The organism is Paraprevotella xylaniphila YIT 11841 (assembly GCF_000205165.1).
Lineage (GTDB): Bacteria > Bacteroidota > Bacteroidia > Bacteroidales > Bacteroidaceae > Paraprevotella > Paraprevotella xylaniphila.
In genome coordinates this window covers 1-16,274 of record NZ_GL883809.1, presented here as the reverse complement: position 1 = coordinate 16,274, position 16,274 = coordinate 1, and the positions used below count along the sequence as shown (strand labels likewise).

The window sequence follows — 16,274 nt, the reverse complement described above, 5'->3', positions numbered from 1 at the left end:
AGTCCGGGTCTTGTTCTTCATTCTCCTCCATGACCTTGCATATATTCAATCCCGAGAACGACCTGGCGTTGGCCTGCCCCAGTCCGTATTTCATCCCCCCGGCTTCGGCACGGAAGATGGCCGACGACCTTTCGGCATTGCCCGTATGGTGGGCGCAGACGGGGGATGCCGTGTGCGTGGACTCGGTGGAGGTTGCCCGGTGTTGGGCGGAAGGAACCGGCGGGATTTGTCCGGAAGTGAGATGGGTCGGGCGCGACGGCTTGCCTTCGGATGCCGACGTCGCCCCTTGGGGATGGAGCCCATTGATGGTGCAACGTCTGTTGACGGGCGGTGCGGACAGAAGCCGTTTGCCCGATGAAGCGCGTTTGGCGCGTTACCGTGAGCTGTCGAACCGCCGTCATGCCGTGGACATGTTGGCTTATTTATGCAGCCCCGATTCGGATTTGGGGCAGGAGTGGAGGGATAGGCTTTGTGGCGTTTCTTATTACTGTACCGGCGAACAGGACATCATCCGAAGGATGCGGCAATATCCCGAAACCCTATTGAAGGCACCGTGGTCGGGCAGCGGAAAGGGCTTGCGTTTGGGGCGGGGAGGTTATGCGCCGCAGCTTTCGGGTTGGTGTCTGCGTCAGCTTCGTGAACAAGGCGGGGTAATCGTAGAGCCTGTATATGATAAGGTGTCGGATTTTGCCATGGAATTTTATGCCGACGGTACCGGAATCGTGAGGTATACGGGGCTTTCGGTTTTCCTGACCACCGCACGCGGCACGTATGCCGGGAATTGGGTGGCTTCCGAAGAGGATAAGGTGCGTTGGTTGACCGATAGGGTTCCTTTGCCTTTATGGCAGACGTTGAAAAGGGCCGTTACGCAATATTTGGCAGGTTGGTTGGGCAACGGCTACAGCGGCCACCTGGGTGTGGATATGATGTTGTGCCGTGTACCGGGGGCCGAATACCTGTGTGTGCATCCTTGTGTGGAAATCAACTTGCGCCGCACGATGGGACAAGTTTCTGTCGATTTGGCTTCTTTCCTGGCTCCCTCTTCGGAAGCGCGTTTTGTGATAGACTATGAGAAGGAAGCGGGGCGGTTGTGGTCGGAGCACTGCCGATGTGAAGAAACGCACTCGTTACGCTTGTCCGGAGGAAAGTTGCTTAGGGGATATCTGCCGTTGGCTCCGGTGTCCCCGTCCGTACATTACCGGGCGGCGTTGTGGGTGTTTCCCAAAGGAGGGAGGGACGGGGGTAAAACATGAATTTATCGTGGACAAAAAGATTTTTATTTTCGTGGGAATACGGTGAACCATTCTTTCTTCAATAATTTTTATAGATAGTGTGTATATAATGACAAAATGATATGAAAACTCTTTTTTATGCAATATGTTGTGTTGGGCTTTTATGGCCTTCAGGGCTGCGTGCGGCAGAGGATGATGAGAGTATGAACCGTTTTGTATCTTCCCTTTTGAAGAAGATGACGTTGGAAGAGAAGATTGGACAGTTGAGCCAGTGTGCAGGAGGTTTTGCCACGGGGCCGGATAATACACAGTTGAGCCGTACGACGGATATCAGTAGAGGTTTGTTGGGTTCCATGCTGAACGTGTCCGGTGCGGCAGAGACCCGTAAATATCAGGAAGCGGCGATGAAATCCCGTTTGAAGATTCCTTTGCTTTTCGGATTGGATGTGATACATGGTTTTCGCACCGGCTTCCCGTTGCCATTGGCTGAGGCGGCAAGTTTCGATTTGGAGGCTATCAAGATGGGGGCGCGGTGTTCCGCACGGGAGGCTGCGGCAGCCGGGCTGCATTGGACGTTTGCCCCGATGGTGGATATCAGTTGGGATGCCCGTTGGGGACGTGTCATGGAGGGGGCGGGCGAAGATCCGTATTATGGTGCCAAAGTGGCCGCTGCCCGTGTACGTGGTTTGCAAGGTGACGACTTGTCGGCCGACAGTACGATTTTGGCTTGTATCAAGCATTTTGTGGGTTACGGTGCGGCGGTGGCCGGAAAGGATTATAACAGTGTGGACATGTCTTGGGGGCATTTTGCCAATTTCTATATGCCGCCCTACAAGGCTGGTGTAGAAGCCGGAGCGGGCACGGTCATGAGTGCGTTCAATGATTTCGAGAATCGCCCGTGTACCGGTAACGAAGATTTGCTGCGTGGTCTCTTGAAAGAAAAGTGGGGTTTCCAAGGATTTGTTGTGTCCGATTGGGGTTCTGTGGGAGAGATGGTGAACCATCGTTATGCCAAGGATCAGAAGGAAGCCGCCAACAAGGCCATCACGGCAGGTTTGGATATGGAGATGGTGTCGGAATGTTATGCCCGGAACTTGGCGGATTTGGTTCGAGAAAAGAAAGTGCCGGAGGCTTTGCTGGACGATGCTGTCCGCCGTATTTTGGAACAGAAATATAAGTTGGGTTTGTTTGACGACCCTTTCCGTTATTGCAATGAAGAACGGGAGCGTACCGTCATCGGGTCGGAACGGTCGCGCCGGGAGGCACGCTATATGGCAGAGCGCTCTGTGGTGTTGCTCAAGAACGAGGGGGCAGTGTTGCCTTTGGCTTCATCGGTGAGGCGCGTGGCGTTGATTGGTGGTTTGTCAAAGTCGCAGAAAGACATGTGCGGCTCATGGACGTGTGCCGACGAGAGTAAGGTGGTAACACTTTACGAAGCCATGCAAAAGCGTGGTGTGGAAGTAGACTTTCACGAGGGCTATGATTTGGAAAGTAATGAAATTAAGGATTTAAAAGGAACGCTAAAGGCTGCCCGACGTGCTGATGTTGTTGTCGTGGCCATGGGCGAGCGTGCTTGGGAAAGTGGAGAGATGACTTCTAAAGGAAACATATCCATTCCGGAACAGCAGCAGCGGTTGGTGACGGAATTGGTAAAGGCGGGTAAGCCGGTGATTGTATTGATGATGTGCGGTCGCCCCGTGATTTTCAACGAGGTGCGTCAGCAGGCTCCGGCTATTTTGTGTACGTGGTGGTTGGGTAGCGAGGCCGGACCGGCCATTTGCAACGTGTTGTGGGGAGATTATAATCCTTCCGGTAAATTGCCGATGACCTTTCCTACGCATCAGGGACAGCTTCCTTTGTATTACCAATATAAGAGTACGGGACGTCCTTATGCGAGCAGCGGGTGGTGTGCCAAGTACATTGACATACCTTCCGAACCGGCCTTCCCTTTTGCGTTCGGCCTGTCTTATACCACTTTTGAGTATTCGGCCCTAAAGGTGCTTCCGGGCGATGGCGGGAAGGTGCACGCCCGTGTGAGAGTGGAAGTGAAGAACACTGGACGTTATGAGGGAGAGGAGGTCGTACAATTGTATGTGAGGGATGAGTCTGCCTCTATAACCCGTCCGGTCAAAGAACTGAAGGGCTTTGAGAAAATAGCCTTGAAGCCGGGAGAGGGCAAGGAGGTCGTGTTTGATATTACCGATGAGCAATTAGGCTTTTACGACAATCGGATGAATTTTGTGGTGGAGAAAGGCGACTTCACCTTCATGGTGGGAACGAACAGCAGGGACGTGGATGCTGTATCGTACACTTTATTGTGAGAGTGAAACATCAGATAATATCAGATAACAGTTGCAGATGGCATGGTAGATGCTTCCCTTTTTTATCAGGATGTGTATGGCATCGTGAAAGAGATTCCGGTCGGTCGGGTGGCAACCTATAAGCAAATTGCCGTTTTGGTCGGCTTTCCCCAACATGCCCGTTGGGTCGGTAGGGCTTTGCGTAACGTACCGGATGCGCTCGGCCTTCCCTGCCACCGGGTGGTGAATGGCTGTGGACGGCTTGTCCCGTCCTGGCCGGAACAGAAGGCATTGTTGGAAGCCGAAGGTGTGGCTTTCAGAAGAAACGGAAACGTGGATATGCGGCGTTATGCTTGGAGTCCGGATGGAGCGGCATCCGTGACCTTTTGATAAGCGATGCGCGGCGACTCGCGGGTGTAGATGATGCCGCATTCATGGAATCCGTTGGCCTTCAGTAGCTTTTGCATGATGAGGTTGTCGGCGTGGGTGTCTGCGCGTAAATTGTGGTGCTGGGCAAAACACCATGCGATGCATTGCCGGGCGACGCCTTTGGCCTTTCCGTTGGATGCCAGGCGGTGAATCACACCGTATGGCGCCTCGTTCAGCCATTTCCCTTCGATATGGGAATAGGTAGGGTCGTTTCCCACCGAAAAGCAAAATGTGGCTACCATGCCGTCCGTTTCGTTTTCGCAGACGAAGCAGTGTCCGTGGCGGATTTCCGTTTCTATGAGCTCTTCCGAAGGATAACCGTCTGTCCATTGGTGAGGGTTGCCGTTAGCTCTCATAAATTTTCGGGCGTGGTCGAATATGCCCATGATGCCGGGCATATCGGAGGATTGTGCAGGTCTGATGTTCATTTTGTGTCGGGTGTGGTGGTGTCTTGTGTCTCTTTCCTTTGTCGTGCTGTGGGCGTTTCAAAATGCGCCCCACAGTCTTTGCATACATATTCCCAATGCGTCGTGCCCGGAGGTGCGCCGGCCAGGATACTGAATATGGCGGCCATGAACGCCCTGAAACTATGAGACTTTTTCAATACGAACTTGATGTAGGGCGAATGGCAGCAGGGACAGTATTTTAATTGTTCCGGTATCATCTGGTTGCGTTCGAGCAGGGCCATGGCACGTTCATAGTCGTCTTCATACACGAAAATATCCACTCCGGAAATCGTGGGAGTGAATCCGCGCAGGATGTTGGACGTGTTTTCGTTGTGCAGGACGGAGGCGATGCCTTCGTTTTCCAACGCCCCCTGAATCAAACGGGCTTGAAAGGCTCCGTCACAGGTGATAAGTCTGACTGTTTTCATAAGACGGTCGAATTTATTTGATAAAATATCCGATGTGTTTTGAGCGTCCTTTCTTGGCCAAGGTCCTGATTTCATACAGCCCTTTGGCTAAATGCCCGATACGGACACGGCGGCTGTAAGGTGCCGTACTGACGATGCGCCCGTACGCATCTACAACCGCTACGTAAGGGCTGTCCTGTTCAGGGATGTCCAAGGTCTGCGAGTCGTGGGGAAGGAATCGCCTTGGGAAGTCCGGTCTGCCGGACCATCCGGACGGGAGCTGTGCCGGTTCGCTTTCATTTCCGAAACGGTCTATGGCCGTTACTGCGAAACTGATGCCGTTGAGGGTGCAGAATTCCCCGTTGACGGGAAGGCTGCAAGAATCCACATTCACGGCGATAAGGTTCCGTGCGGAAGCGATGTCCACGGGAGAGGTCCGTGAAGCGTACACGTTGTATCTCACATCTTTTCCGCATCGGTTATCGACAGACGGCGACCATCGGAGCACATACGTTTGCGCTTCCCGGCTTTTGTGCAAATTTTCCGGACGTTCCGGCGGGATACTGTCCAGGCTGTTACAAGCCGATGGCAGGGCCGGGAAGGGGTAATATACGTCTTTCAGGAAATCAAACAAGCCTTTGTGGTTGTCGTTCAGATACGCGTAACGGAAGAATGCCTGCCCCCCGAGGTCTAAAGAGCGTGTGAAATACAACTCGCGGGTAATATCCTCCAACGGCCAGTCCTTTTCTTGTGGACTGAGGAAGTAGATGCCCAATCCCGGGACGACCGGCCGGCCGTAGTCGTTTTCCTTCCAGTCGATGGCGAAAGGGTAGAAATGATTGCCCCGGAAGTACATCATCGGGAACAGCATGTCTTGTATTCCTTCACGCAACCAACCCTGTGCATCCTGATACACGGCAGCGTAGGCATTCCAGTTATAGGACGGATAGCGGCTCAGGTCGCTGAACTTGCCCACGGGCGAAGAGCTGACCTTGACCCAGGGCTTGGCTGCTTTCACGGCCCGGTACATCACCCGTACACAACGGGTCATGTTGTCGCGGCGCCAGTCGGCCTTGTTTTGCCTCTTGCCGTATTTGCGGTAAGAAGCCGCGTCGTTGAATTTTGCCGCGTTTTCCGGATAACGGATATAGTCGAAATGGATGCCGTCCACGTCATAGTTTGTAGCTATTTCACGGCAGAGGGAAGCCAGATAGTCGGCGGTCTCCGGTTGTCCCGGGTCGAGATACCAACTGTCTCCGTGGCGTACGCAAAGTTTGGGATGGGTTTTCAGTACGGAACGGTTTCCCGTGCGTGTGGCAGCGGATGCCTTGAAACAAGGTATGGCTACAAGCCACGCATGCAGCTCCATCCCCCGTTTGTGGCATTCCCGGACGGCAAAGGCCAAGGGGTCGTATCCCGGCGCATGTCCCGGGGTGCCGGTCAGGCAGCCATCCCACGGCTCTATGGCCGAAGGGTAGATGACACTTCCCCTCACCCGGGTCTGGAGCAGCACGGTGTTGATGTTCACTTCTTTGAGCCGGTCGAGTATATGGCACAGTTCATCCTGTTGTGCCTTGATGCCGGCCGGGGAGTCCGCTTTGTTTTTCGGCCAGTCCAAACTGCTGAACGTGGTCAACCACACGGCCCGGGTTTCCCGTTTTGGGGAGGAGAGTGAATCGAAACGTTGCGTGGCCATTGCTGCCAGGCAGCCGGTGACACATATATATAAGGAGAAGATATATCTTTTCATGTAGGTGTATGCAGCTTTATCAGGTGCAAAGTTAAGCTTTTCGGGGTATAAAATGAAAGTTTCGGGGACAAATGCCATGGTTTACGATACAATTTATTATTTTTGCGTGATTTAATTGATAACCTGATATGATAACATTCACTACGGCATTGGTGCTACTGGTGTTGGGCTATGTGGTCTACGGTGCCTTTGTCGAAAGAGTATTCGGGGTGGATACCTCCCGAAAGACACCTTGTTATACGATGGCCGACGGTGTGGATTATACACCGATGCCTACGTGGAAAGTCTATCTCATCCAGTTTCTGAACATTGCCGGGACGGGACCTATATTCGGTGCGATTCTGGGTATCCTTTACGGGCCGGCGGCTTATTTGTGGATTGTGTTCGGATGCATATTCGGCGGGGCGGTGCACGACTACCTGTCCGGCATGATTTCCCTGCGGAAGAACGGAGCCAGTCTGCCCGAAGTGGTGGGCGACGAACTGGGGGCGGGCATCCGCCTGGTGATGCGAGTCTTTTCCCTGATTCTGATGGTCTTGGTCGGCACGGTATTTGTCACCACGCCCGCCGGGTTGTTGGCTTCCATGACCGGGGACTGGGGTGCATGGGGTTCCGCTTTGTTTTGGAGCGTTGTGATTTTCGTGTATTACGTGTTGGCTACTTTGTTGCCCATCGATACCCTTATCGGACGTATCTACCCCCTTTTCGGTGTGGCCTTGTTGTTTATGGCTGTCGGTGTGTTGGTCGGCATTTTCACCCACGACGGTTGGATGCCCGAGATTACGTCGGCTTTCGAGAGCCATCATCCCGATAAGAACCTTTCCATATTTCCCATGCTTTTCATTACGATAGCCTGCGGGGCTATCAGCGGTTTTCATGCCACCCAAAGCCCGATGATGGCGCGTTGCATGAAGAACGAGAAATTGGGGCGGCGCGTGTTCTACGGTGCTATGATAACCGAGGGTGTGGTGGCTTTGATATGGGCGGCTGCGGCCATTAAGTTTGCAGGCAGTTATGAGGCGTTGGCCGAACTGATGTCACCGTCGGGAAAATCCAATCCCGCCATTGTGGTCAATGCCATTTGCCAGGATTGGATGGGGACGGCCGGTGCCGTGTTGGCGATACTCGGTGTGGTGGCGGCTCCCATAACTTCGGGCGACACGGCCTTCCGGTGCGCACGCCTGATAGCCTCCGATTTCCTGCATTACAGGCAAGACACCATTTTGCGCCGCTTGATGATTTCATTGCCTTTGTTTGTCATCGCCGCAGTGTTAATGAATATCAACTTTGATATATTGTGGCGCTATTTTGCGTGGTTTAATCAAACTTTGTCTATCTTTACGTCATGGGCGGTTACCGTATGGCTTGCGCGGAAAGGAAAGACGTTTTATGTGACCCTGTTTCCGGCATTGTTCATGACGGCTGTCTGTACGACCTATATACTGGTGGCTCCCGAAGGATTCGGGTTGTCCTACGTGTTGGGTTGCGCAGTCGGGGGAGGGGTGGCCGCACTCTTATTAGGAATGTTCATGAAATGGTATTTACAATTTAAAAAGACAAGGGTATGAAAAGAAGACGGTTCCGGAAATCCACCGTTATCTTGTTGGGATTTACTTTATATTCCGTAGCGGTGTATGCCTATTTCATCCCCCGTACGGATATGGGCAGCCGGCATATTTGGGCTACGATGGCCTTAAATGCCGTGATACTGGTGGCGTTGTGGTATCTTTACCGGCGGCGTGAAAAATTGGCGGATAAACAAGAACATGATATGAATATTAATCAAGAAAAAAGATAATATGAGAAAGTTAATGCTGTCCTTGCTGCTGATGATGGCGGCAATGGGTGCGAAGGCACAATTTGAGAAAGGGACTACGTATGTGTCGGCTTCCACCACCAGTTTGGGGTTATCCTATAGTTCCAACGAGAAGTTGAATTTCGGTTTGGAGCTGAATGGAGGTTATTTTATACAGAAGGCGTGGATGCTTTATGGAAAGTTGGGGTACGACCATACGCGTTGGACCGACCATTTCCAGATGGGAGTAGGCGGGCGTTATTATTTCACGCAAAACGGCATTTATATGGGCCTTGGTTTGCAGTATGAGCATGCCACCAAGAGCGTGAACAACGTGCAGCTATGCCCCGAGGTGGGGTATGCCTTTTTCGTGAACCGTTTCATCACGATAGAGCCGGCGGTATATTACCACATGAGCCTGAATGACTTCTCGGACGGAAGCAAGGTCGGCTTGAAGTTAGGATTAGGTTTTTATTTCTGATAAGAAATATCCGATAGGGCTGTGCCGGAAGGCTTGTATGGGTTTTCCGGCACAGTCCGTTTGGGCTTTCGGGGATGTCCGGTTTGTTCCGAGGAAAACAAGACCTGGCAAATTGTCGCGTTTGTTTCTTGTTTTATTGCAGGATGATAGCTTTTTCCTTTTTTCTGTGAAGTGAAAACCGGATATAATGGGGTGGAAAAACGCGAGTTTTGAATAAATATAAGTTTTAGGCTGCATATATGCGGCCTTTTTCTGTATATATGTATTTCAATCTCAAGAGATTGGTTTTTCGGTCTCTTGAAGAAACACTTTTTTTCTCCTCTTGTCAGTGCGGCGGTGTGTTGAAACGGAGGTGGAAAGGTCTTGTTGCGGTGGAAAAAACGAGGTTCTCTCTTCGTTTTTTCTCTTATTGTGGCTTGTTTACGGGGCAGAAACGGAAATCAGGATGTCGGCAGATACGGGGATGAAGCTTACGTGCCGTCGGCCGACGTGCGGTTCAATGACTTGTTCGTCTGTCTGCGTGTACACGAAATGCCTGTGTAAGATGTCATTGGGATAAAAGTCCGGCGTGCGAGATTTCGTTTTTTTCGTGACTGTCGGCGGCAGAAGGGATATGGATGATTCTCGCAGTGGTTGGCTTGGCATTTTGACAATTTGTAAAATGTGTAGGGAGAATTATGAAATCGCTTCCAATAATATGGGGACGTACAGGGCTTGGGAGCATGGGGCGTTTTTGGCAAATAAGTTTTCAACGGTTTTTATTTTGGTGAAAGAACACGAGTATTTTGGTCTTTATAGTTATAATCAGAAAGGTTTTGTTGTATAAGTGCTAATAAATCGCAATCTATTCAAATATTCTTTGTAAAAAGGAAATCGAATCTGTCTATTGAGTTGTCAAAAAGACATAACTTTGTATTAAACAAAAGCATATTGATTGATATTTGTTGTTATAGTTATACAAAAAGAAAATTTCTACGCGCAGAATGGAGTTGGTATGTTATGTTTTATATAAAAAGGTAAGAAGTATGATGGAGAAGATTCAGAAAGCAATGGCCTTAGGGATGGCGGCAACGCTTGTTCCGGTGGCAGCAGGAGCGCAAGACAAGGTGGAAGCCTCAGTCGGGGCAGACTTGGTGAGCAGTTATATTTGGCGTGGCCAGGAATTAGGCGATGTCAGCATACAGCCTTCCGTTTCGCTTTCGTGGAAAGGCCTTTCGCTTACGGCATGGGGTTCAGCCTCTTGGGGCAGCGAATATGCCAAAGAGTTCGATTTGACTTTGGGCTATGCCATAAAAGGTTTCAGCGTGTCGGTTACCGATTACAGTTTCAGCAAGGGGACGAATTTCAAGACGGGAGCGGATATTGACGGGAAGTACTTCCATTTCGGCAGCAATTCCACGTTGCATGTCTACGAAGCGCAGGTTGGGTATGACTTCGGCTTCCTGGCCGTGGACTGGTACACGAACATCGGTGGCAACGACGGGTTGAAAGAGGATGGCAAGCGGGCTTACTCTTCTTATTTTGCACTTTCCGCTCCTTTCCGTTTAGGCGGTTTGGATTGGAATGCCACGGTGGCGGCCGTGCCTTGGGAGACATCTTTCTATAATGGCGGTTGTTCGGGCTTTGAAGTGTCCGAGGTAGCCTTGCGGGCGGCCAAGGAGATTCGGGTAACCCAATCGTTTGCCTTGCCCTTGTTTGCCAAGGTGACATGGAACCCGGCTACGGAGAACGCCTATTTTACGGCAGGACTCAGTTTCTAAGCATAATAAAAATGTGATAATTCCTAAAGGTTGGTTTTGGACAAGGTAAGTAAGGTTGTTTGAAGGGATAACATAAAAAGAAAGAATAGGATCAGTAATATAAATGGGTTAATTATGAAAAAGATTGAAGCGATTATTCGGCGGACCAAGTTCGATGATGTGAAGGACGCCTTGTTGGCGGCAGACATCGAGTGGTTCTCGTATTATGAAGTGAGGGGCGTGGGCAAGATGCGCGAGGCGCGTATTTACCGTGGCGTGGCCTACGACACCAGTTCTATCGAGCGCATGTTGGTGTCCATCGTCGTGCGCGACAAGAACGTGGAGAAGACCGTGCAAGCCGTGATGAAGGCTGCCTATACGGGCGAAATCGGCGACGGGCGCATTTTCATCATCCCGGTGGAGGATTCCGTCCGGATCCGTACGGGGGAGCGCGGTGACATCGCGCTTTATAACGCGGAACAGGAAAAGTGAGGCGGGACGGTTTCCGCCAAGGTTAAAAACTTAGTTGAATGATAAAAAAGTAAGATTATGGATACATCAGTGATATTGGATTCAGGCCACACGGCTTGGATGATAGTGGCAACCCTTTTGGTGTTTATGATGACGATTCCCGGAATCGCCTTGTTCTACGGTGGCCTTGTGCGTCAGAAAAACATGCTGAGCCTGGTGATGCAGAGCCTGGCCATAGCCGGGGTGGTCAGCATCTTGTGGGTGGCTTTCGGCTATAGCCTTGCCTTCGGCACCGGATATGAAGGCAGCGGTTTCTTTAAATACGGTATCGGGGGATTCGACAAGGTGATGTTGAACGGCATAGGTTTGGACACGCTGACAGCGACCGGCATTCCCGAAATGCTGTTCGTAATGTTCCAGTGCATGTTCGCCCTGATTACACCGGCTTTGATTCTCGGTGCGTTCGCCGAACGTGTGAGGTTTGCCGGCTTCTTGTGCTTCACGGTGTTGTGGAGCATACTGGTCTACATGCCTATGGCCCATTGGGTATGGGGCGGCGGTTTCCTGATGGAAATGGGTGCCGTGGACTTTGCCGGAGGCACGGTGGTACATATCAACGCAGGTGTGGCCGCATTGGTGATGGCACTTATGGTGGGGCGGCGTAAGGATTATAGGGCAGGCCGTCCCATCACTCCGCACAACATTCCTTTTGTCTTTTTAGGCACGGCATTGCTTTGGTTGGGTTGGTTCGGATTCAATGCCGGAAGCGGCCTGGCAGCCGACGGTCTGGCGGCCAATGCGTTTCTGGTGACGCATATCGCCACGTGCATGGCAGCCGTCACTTGGGCGGCCATTGATTGGGCCGTCAACAAGAAATGCACTACGGTGGGGGCTTGTACGGGTGCCGTGGCGGGCTTGGTGGCCATTACTCCGGCGGCAGGTTCGGTAGACTTGTTCGGAGCGTTGTGTATCGGTTTGATAACGTCGGCAGTTTGTTTCTGGATGGTGGCTGTAGTGAAGCCCAAGTTCGGTTATGACGATGCCCTCGATGCCTTTGGCGTGCATGGGGTGGGCGGTATCATCGGCTCCATACTCACTGGCGTGTTTGCCACTCGTTTTGTCACCGGAGAAGGTGGCGTGCAGGGTGCGCTTTACGGGGATTGGAACCAGTTGTGGATTCAGGTTGCGGCCACGGTCATTTCGATGGCGTTCAGCGCGGTAATGACTTTCGTGCTGTTCAAGGTGGTGGACAAGTTGGTCGGCATCCGTGTGGACAAGAGAGTGGAAGAAGAAGGGCTTGACATTTACGAACACGGCGAATCTGCCTACGATTTGTAAGGCAGGCCGTAACCGGCAAGAATAATATGGAAATCAAAATACTTAGGTGATTATGTCAGAATTAAGATTCAGGGTTGTAGAGAGTGCCTTCCATGTGAAGGCGAAAGAAGTGGCTGTTCCGACGGAACGCCCCAGTGAATATTTCGGCAAGTATGTGTTCAACCGCGAGAAGATGTTCAAGTATTTGTCCAGTACTGTATATGCGAAGTTGGTGGATGCCATGGACCATGGTGCCGCTTTGGATCGCAACATTGCCGACGAGGTGGCTTCGGGCATGAAGCGTTGGGCTACGGAATTGGGGGTGACGCATTACACCCACTGGTTCCAACCGTTGACGGAAGGCACGGCAGAGAAGCATGACGCTTTCGTGGAGCACGACGGCAAAGGCGGGATGATGGAAGAATTTTCGGGAAAGTTGCTCGTGCAGCAGGAACCCGATGCCTCGTCCTTCCCCAACGGGGGCATACGGAACACGTTCGAGGCGCGCGGCTACAGTGCTTGGGATCCCTCTTCGCCCGTATTCGTGGTAGACGACACGCTGTGCATCCCCACCGTGTTCATCGCTTATACCGGTGAGTCGCTTGATTACAAGGCTCCTTTGCTGAAGGCTTTGCGTGCGGTGGACAAGGCGGCGGTAGAGGTGTGCCATTACTTCGACCCCTCTGTGAAGAAGGTGGTTTCTTATTTGGGATGGGAGCAGGAATACTTTTTGGTGGACGAAGGCTTGTATGCCGCCCGTCCGGACTTGTTGCTGACCGGGCGTACGCTGATGGGGCATGAAGCTTCGAAGAACCAACAGTTGGAAGACCATTATTTCGGGGCCATCCCGACCCGTGTGGCCGCTTTCATGAAGGATTTGGAGATACAGGCATTGGAACTGGGCATTCCGGTGAAGACACGCCATAACGAGGTAGCGCCAAACCAGTTCGAGCTTGCTCCGATCTTCGAGGAATGCAACTTGGCTGTAGACCACAACATGCTGATTATGTCGCTGATGCGCAAGGTGGCCCGCACGCACGGATTCCGCGTGTTGCTGCATGAGAAGCCTTTCAAGGGCGTGAACGGTTCCGGTAAGCATAACAACTGGTCGTTGGGTACCGATACCGGCGTGCTGCTGATGGCTCCGGGCAAGACGGCGGAGGAGAACTTGCGTTTCATCACATTTATCGTGAACACCCTGATGGCCGTGTACCGGCACAACGGTTTGCTGAAAGCCTCCATCATGAGTGCCACCAACGCTCATCGTTTGGGAGCCAACGAGGCCCCCCCGGCTATCATTTCCTCTTTCCTCGGCACGCAGTTGAGCCGTGTGCTTGACCACCTGGAGGAGAGCACTGACGAGGAACTGGTCCTTTTGGAGGGCAAGCATGGGATGAAGTTGGACATTCCGCAGATTCCTGAGTTGTTGATAGACAACACAGACCGTAACCGTACGTCGCCTTTCGCCTTTACCGGAAACCGTTTCGAGTTCCGGGCTGTGGGTTCAGAGGCCAACTGCGCGAGCGCGATGATAGCTCTCAACACCGCTGTGGCCGAACAGCTGACGGAATTCAAGGCTGAAGTGGATGCCTTGATGGATAAAGGCGAGACCAAAGAGGCTGCCCTTATCCAGGTGATACGGAAATATATCAAAATCTGCAAGCCCATCCGTTTCGACGGGAACGGTTACAGCGATGAGTGGAAGGCCGAAGCAGAGCGGCGCGGTCTGGATTGCGAGACGAGCTGCCCCGTTATTTTCGACAACTACTTGTCGGCAGAGAGCATTGCCATGTTCGGGTCTACAGGAGTGATGACCCAAGTGGAGTTGGAAGCCCGCAATGAAGTGAAATGGGAAACCTATACCAAGAAAATCCAGATAGAAGCACGTGTGCTCGGCGATTTGGCCATGAACCATATCGTGCCTGTGGCCATCGGGTACCAAAGCAAGTTGATAGACAATGTGTACAAGATGAAGGGATTGTTCAGTGCGGAAGAAGCCGGCAAATTGTCGGCCGAGAACCTGGCCATCATCAGGGAGATTTCCGAACGCACGGCCTATATCAAGGATCACGTGGATGCGATGGTCGAGGCTCGCAAGGTGGCCAACAAGATTGAAGGCGAACGGGCAAAGGCCGTGGCCTACCATGACACCATTGCACCGATGTTGGAACAAATCCGTTACCATATCGACAAGTTGGAGTTGATTGTGGACGACCAGATGTGGCCGTTACCTAAGTATCGCGAATTGCTGTTCATTCGTTGACGGCAAGATTCTTTATTTTTTTGGAATTTAGATGGTGTAGCCGGGGTGTCGTGAGACAGTCCGGCTTTTAGGACTTAAAATAATGGAGTATGTAGAAAAGAAGACCTATTGTGGGCTGTATGCTCTTGTGGAATGAAGAATGGGGCTGTAGTGGCATTCGGAGTCTTTACATCCCACAGATGGAGACGGTCGTGAGATAGTCAAGGCGTTTGTCGATACCATTGGGTTTGGATGATTTTTTTTCGCATTTACAAGGGAAATGCAAAAAAAACAAAATAGAATAAGTAAAATGGGCCGGAAAAACGTATTATGGAATAGATGGTGGATGATAAAATGGCAAAGGTATGAAGAAAATTGAAGTTTGGATATGGGGATGCCTGTTAGGGGGCATGGTGGCCGCTTGCGGCGGCGGGAACGGAACGCACGGGGAGAAGCCGGACTTTACGGGGCTTGACTCGTTGATTCAAGGTTGGGTGGACAAGGGATATTATCCCGGTGCGTCCATTTGTGTAAAACAGGATACGGCGGTTTTGTTCCGCAAGTCATACGGTGCCGTATCGCCGGACACTCCCGTTTATGTGGCCTCTGCCGGAAAGTGGGTGGCCGCTGCGGTGGTGGCCGCCGTGGTAGACCGGACGGAACTGTCATGGGACGACCCTGTGGAGAAATGGCTGCCGGAGTTCAAGGGAGACCCGAAAGGCGTGATTCCCTTACGCCGGTTGTTGTCTCATACATCGGGTATCCGGCCTTATTTGCCCGAACCTCGGGTCGATAATTACAACCATTTGGATTCGGCCGTAGCGGAAATCTTGCCTTTAGATACAGTATTCACGCCCGGAGCGCGGTTCGAGTATGGCGGTCTGGCCATGCAGGTGGCCGGGCGCATGGCCGAGGCGGCTGCGGGGAAGGAATTTGAAACCTTGTTTCAGGAGCTTTTGGCCGGGCCTTTACGCATGACTTGTTCCCATTTCACTCCTGTCAATACGGACGGAGGACACGCACCCATGTTGGGCGGCGGGCTGTGTACGACGTTGAATGATTATATGAACTTTTTAGACATGATTATACATGGTGGCGTTTTTGAGGGACAGCGTATTCTTGGGGAAGCCACCGTGAAAGAAATGCAGGCAGACCAAGTGGGAACAGCTAAAGTCGCTTCTGGAGAATATGTGGAGCGTGCGCTCGGACATCATCATCAGGGCATTTACGGACTGGGCGAATGGCGTGAAATGGTGGACGAGGAGACCGGAGAGGCCTATCGTATCAGTTCGCCGGGATGGGCCGGAGCTTACCCTTGGATTAACTTGCGCGAGGGTGTCTATGGTTTCTTCATTGCCCATGTGACGGGCAGCAGTAGCAAGCCCGACGGTTTTTCCTCTTTCTACGGCAGTCTGGTGATAGCAAACATGGTTTCTGAAGAAATTTCGAAAAAAAATGGGAGGACGGTTAAGTAGTTTGCCGTTCTCAAGCGTATAAGATAATGAAAGCAGTTGGTTAATATTGAAATTAGGTTAATGTGGTTTCAGGGTATTAGGTTTGTCTGAGGTGGAAGGTTGTTTTCAGGATATTTTATTTTCTCGCTCTTTTTAGCCTGGATCCGGTGTTAATCATATTAGAGCCTGTTTAAATTTTATTCAATAACAT

15 protein-coding genes are annotated in these 16,274 nt (G+C 51.7%); 11 read left to right on the top strand and 4 right to left on the bottom strand.

Annotated elements, in window-relative coordinates; translation table 11 throughout:
- Nucleotides 1-29 precede the first annotated feature (29 nt).
- From HMPREF9442_RS00760 to HMPREF9442_RS00750, 3 genes are all read left to right on the top strand, one after another.
- Nucleotides 30-1,253: a hypothetical protein gene (locus HMPREF9442_RS00760; protein WP_008624183.1), complete on the top strand. Its 1,224-nt coding sequence runs from the start codon at nt 30-32 to the stop codon at nt 1,251-1,253.
- Between the two features lie 101 nt (nt 1,254-1,354).
- Nucleotides 1,355-3,553 (top strand): glycoside hydrolase family 3 N-terminal domain-containing protein, encoded by a 2,199-nt coding sequence (locus tag HMPREF9442_RS00755; RefSeq protein WP_008624182.1) that lies wholly within the window; start codon nt 1,355-1,357, stop codon nt 3,551-3,553.
- A gap of 42 nt (nt 3,554-3,595) precedes the next feature.
- Entirely contained in the window at nt 3,596-3,922 is a 327-nt protein-coding gene (locus tag HMPREF9442_RS00750) for an MGMT family protein (protein WP_008624181.1), read from the top strand.
- On the opposite strand, the gene HMPREF9442_RS00745 is transcribed toward HMPREF9442_RS00750, so the two are convergent.
- From HMPREF9442_RS00745 to HMPREF9442_RS00735, 3 genes are read right to left on the bottom strand one after another with little or no spacing between them, the layout of a single operon-like run.
- Nucleotides 3,880-4,389 (bottom strand): GNAT family N-acetyltransferase, encoded by a 510-nt coding sequence (locus HMPREF9442_RS00745; RefSeq protein WP_008624180.1) that lies wholly within the window; start codon nt 4,387-4,389, stop codon nt 3,880-3,882. The genes HMPREF9442_RS00750 and HMPREF9442_RS00745 overlap by 43 nt on opposite strands.
- Nucleotides 4,386-4,835 carry a putative signal transducing protein gene (locus HMPREF9442_RS00740; protein ID WP_008624179.1) on the bottom strand — a complete coding sequence of 150 codons (450 nt, stop codon included), beginning with the start codon at nt 4,833-4,835 and terminating at the stop codon, nt 4,386-4,388. The genes HMPREF9442_RS00745 and HMPREF9442_RS00740 overlap by 4 nt, the downstream gene beginning before the upstream one ends.
- 13 nt (nt 4,836-4,848) lie before the next feature.
- Nucleotides 4,849-6,642 (bottom strand): glycoside hydrolase family 10-like protein, encoded by a 1,794-nt coding sequence (locus HMPREF9442_RS00735; protein WP_008624178.1) that lies wholly within the window; start codon nt 6,640-6,642, stop codon nt 4,849-4,851.
- A gap of 50 nt (nt 6,643-6,692) precedes the next feature.
- Between HMPREF9442_RS00735 and HMPREF9442_RS00730 the strand changes: the two genes are divergently transcribed.
- The 3 genes from HMPREF9442_RS00730 to HMPREF9442_RS00720 are packed head-to-tail and all read left to right on the top strand — an operon-like array spanning nt 6,693 to nt 8,840.
- Nucleotides 6,693-8,132 (top strand): carbon starvation CstA family protein, encoded by a 1,440-nt coding sequence (locus tag HMPREF9442_RS00730; protein ID WP_008624177.1) that lies wholly within the window; start codon nt 6,693-6,695, stop codon nt 8,130-8,132.
- A complete protein-coding gene (locus HMPREF9442_RS00725) occupies nt 8,129-8,362 on the top strand; it encodes a hypothetical protein (RefSeq protein ID WP_008624176.1) in 234 nt (77 codons plus the stop codon). The genes HMPREF9442_RS00730 and HMPREF9442_RS00725 overlap by 4 nt, the downstream gene beginning before the upstream one ends.
- Before the next feature lies 1 nt (nt 8,363).
- Complete coding sequence (locus HMPREF9442_RS00720; RefSeq protein WP_008624175.1) at nt 8,364-8,840, top strand: outer membrane beta-barrel protein; 477 nt, start codon at nt 8,364-8,366, stop codon at nt 8,838-8,840.
- Nucleotides 8,841-9,260: 420 nt separating this feature from the next.
- Here the strand turns inward: HMPREF9442_RS00720 and HMPREF9442_RS16100 are convergent, their stop codons facing one another.
- Complete coding sequence (locus tag HMPREF9442_RS16100) at nt 9,261-9,485, bottom strand: hypothetical protein (protein WP_147639870.1); 225 nt, start codon at nt 9,483-9,485, stop codon at nt 9,261-9,263.
- A gap of 380 nt (nt 9,486-9,865) precedes the next feature.
- Here HMPREF9442_RS16100 and HMPREF9442_RS00705 point away from each other — a divergent pair, with 380 nt between their 5' ends.
- The 5 genes from HMPREF9442_RS00705 (at nt 9,866) to HMPREF9442_RS00685 (ending at nt 16,084) form a co-directional block, all read left to right on the top strand.
- Nucleotides 9,866-10,600 carry a hypothetical protein gene (locus tag HMPREF9442_RS00705; protein ID WP_040602420.1) on the top strand — a complete coding sequence of 245 codons (735 nt, stop codon included), beginning with the start codon at nt 9,866-9,868 and terminating at the stop codon, nt 10,598-10,600.
- A 114-nt stretch (nt 10,601-10,714) separates the two neighbouring features.
- The gene (locus tag HMPREF9442_RS00700) at nt 10,715-11,071 is read left to right on the top strand and encodes a P-II family nitrogen regulator (RefSeq protein ID WP_008624169.1); all 357 of its coding nucleotides are present in this window, start codon (nt 10,715-10,717) and stop codon (nt 11,069-11,071) included.
- 57 nt (nt 11,072-11,128) lie between these two features.
- Nucleotides 11,129-12,388: an ammonium transporter gene (locus tag HMPREF9442_RS00695; protein WP_008624168.1), complete on the top strand. Its 1,260-nt coding sequence runs from the start codon at nt 11,129-11,131 to the stop codon at nt 12,386-12,388.
- 52 nt (nt 12,389-12,440) lie between these two features.
- On the top strand, nt 12,441-14,630 hold the full coding sequence (locus tag HMPREF9442_RS00690) for a glutamine synthetase III family protein (RefSeq protein ID WP_008624167.1): 2,190 nt from the start codon (nt 12,441-12,443) through the stop codon (nt 14,628-14,630).
- 344 nt (nt 14,631-14,974) lie between these two features.
- The gene (locus tag HMPREF9442_RS00685; RefSeq protein WP_008624166.1) at nt 14,975-16,084 is read left to right on the top strand and encodes a serine hydrolase domain-containing protein; all 1,110 of its coding nucleotides are present in this window, start codon (nt 14,975-14,977) and stop codon (nt 16,082-16,084) included.
- Nucleotides 16,085-16,274: the final 190 nt, after the last annotated feature.

Bases quoted from the DNA above. Each gene is read 5' to 3' on its own strand.
- HMPREF9442_RS00740 (WP_008624179.1), bottom strand. From the start codon at position 4,835: ATGAAAACAGTCAGACTTATCACCTGTGACGGAGCCTTTCAAGCCCGT.
- HMPREF9442_RS00705 (WP_040602420.1), top strand. From the start codon at position 9,866: ATGATGGAGAAGATTCAGAAAGCAATGGCCTTAGGGATGGCGGCAACG.
- HMPREF9442_RS00720 (WP_008624175.1), top strand. From the start codon at position 8,364: ATGAGAAAGTTAATGCTGTCCTTGCTGCTGATGATGGCGGCAATGGGT.
- HMPREF9442_RS00730 (WP_008624177.1), top strand. From the start codon at position 6,693: ATGATAACATTCACTACGGCATTGGTGCTACTGGTGTTGGGCTATGTG.
- HMPREF9442_RS00750 (WP_008624181.1), top strand. From the start codon at position 3,596: ATGGTAGATGCTTCCCTTTTTTATCAGGATGTGTATGGCATCGTGAAA.
- HMPREF9442_RS00725 (WP_008624176.1), top strand. From the start codon at position 8,129: ATGAAAAGAAGACGGTTCCGGAAATCCACCGTTATCTTGTTGGGATTT.
- HMPREF9442_RS00760 (WP_008624183.1), top strand. From the start codon at position 30: ATGACCTTGCATATATTCAATCCCGAGAACGACCTGGCGTTGGCCTGC.
- HMPREF9442_RS16100 (WP_147639870.1), bottom strand. From the start codon at position 9,485: ATGCCAAGCCAACCACTGCGAGAATCATCCATATCCCTTCTGCCGCCG.
- HMPREF9442_RS00735 (WP_008624178.1), bottom strand. From the start codon at position 6,642: ATGGCATTTGTCCCCGAAACTTTCATTTTATACCCCGAAAAGCTTAAC.
- HMPREF9442_RS00755 (WP_008624182.1), top strand. From the start codon at position 1,355: ATGAAAACTCTTTTTTATGCAATATGTTGTGTTGGGCTTTTATGGCCT.
- HMPREF9442_RS00690 (WP_008624167.1), top strand. From the start codon at position 12,441: ATGTCAGAATTAAGATTCAGGGTTGTAGAGAGTGCCTTCCATGTGAAG.
- HMPREF9442_RS00695 (WP_008624168.1), top strand. From the start codon at position 11,129: ATGGATACATCAGTGATATTGGATTCAGGCCACACGGCTTGGATGATA.
- HMPREF9442_RS00700 (WP_008624169.1), top strand. From the start codon at position 10,715: ATGAAAAAGATTGAAGCGATTATTCGGCGGACCAAGTTCGATGATGTG.
- HMPREF9442_RS00745 (WP_008624180.1), bottom strand. From the start codon at position 4,389: ATGAACATCAGACCTGCACAATCCTCCGATATGCCCGGCATCATGGGC.
- HMPREF9442_RS00685 (WP_008624166.1), top strand. From the start codon at position 14,975: ATGAAGAAAATTGAAGTTTGGATATGGGGATGCCTGTTAGGGGGCATG.